Raw genomic sequence first — 986 nt, forward strand, 5'->3', positions numbered from 1 at the left:
TTAAGTTCGATCACGGTAACCGCGACACCAGACCAAATGCTGGCCGTGCAAACCTTGATTGATCATTATCAGGCTGAACTGTCCAAACAGGTGGTGCTCGATGTGCAAGTTCTTGAGTTTCGCTCGAACTTAGGGACTGAGCGCGGTGTGGATTGGAACATTGTACGAGATACCGGTGACGGGCTGGTGCAATTTTTTATACCAGGCACCAATACCGTGTCCAAGCAAGCGGGGTATGGCGTGGCTTTTCAGGGCTCTGGCAAGTGGTCAGGCACGGAAGCGCTCATCAAAGTACTAGAGAAGCAAGGCAGCGTCTCAACACAAACGCCTATCACGGCCATGGTGCTCAACAATCAACCGGCACGCATCACGCAGCAAACGCTTGAGCCTTATATCTATGAGGCGTCGTCTGAAAGCAGTGAGGGCGTGGTCTCAGCCAGTGTGACACGCCGCGAAGAGGTGGAAGGGGTGGACTTTATGGCGACCGCGAATGTGCAGCCTGAGTATGTGTGGCTGCGCCTCTCCGGCCAGCTTCAAAAAATCACAGCACGAGAGACTCAGACCGTGGAAAACATCGATTTGGGCTTTTTAACGAAGCAAAAATCGGAGATCACCTTTGCCAATAAATTACGTTATGGGCAGACCTATGTGATCGCGTCGGTGAAGCAGACCTCAAAAGTGGCGGAGAAGACCAAAAACTTCTGGTCTGACTTATTGGGCGGGACAGGCAGTCAAGATACGTCGGTGGAAACCTTAGTGTTGCTCACGCCTAGAAAAGTGAAATAAGGAGGCATTATGCAGTTACCGCATCGCGTGATTTTACGCGACAAAAAACAGCTTAAACGCCATCGAAAGCAGATCCCCGCCGCGTATGAATGGGTGAGTGAAGAGGAGGGAGGGACGTTTATCCGCTCCTATCATGACGCCCCCGCCGTGAGGCTTGGGGATGCGCTTAAGCAGCAATTAGAAAAATCAGGGGACGCCAT

2 pseudogenes are annotated in these 986 nt (G+C 51.9%); both read left to right on the top strand.

Features of this window, described 5'->3' with window-relative positions:
* Window positions 1-786 (top strand): annotated as a pseudogene (locus tag A142_RS11055) (hypothetical protein); the annotation flags it as partial.
* Between the two features lie 9 nt (window positions 787-795).
* Window positions 796-986: pseudogene (locus tag A142_RS11060) on the top strand (hypothetical protein); the annotation flags it as partial.

The organism is Vibrio splendidus 12E03 (assembly GCF_000272105.2).
GTDB lineage: Bacteria > Pseudomonadota > Gammaproteobacteria > Enterobacterales > Vibrionaceae > Vibrio > Vibrio splendidus_I.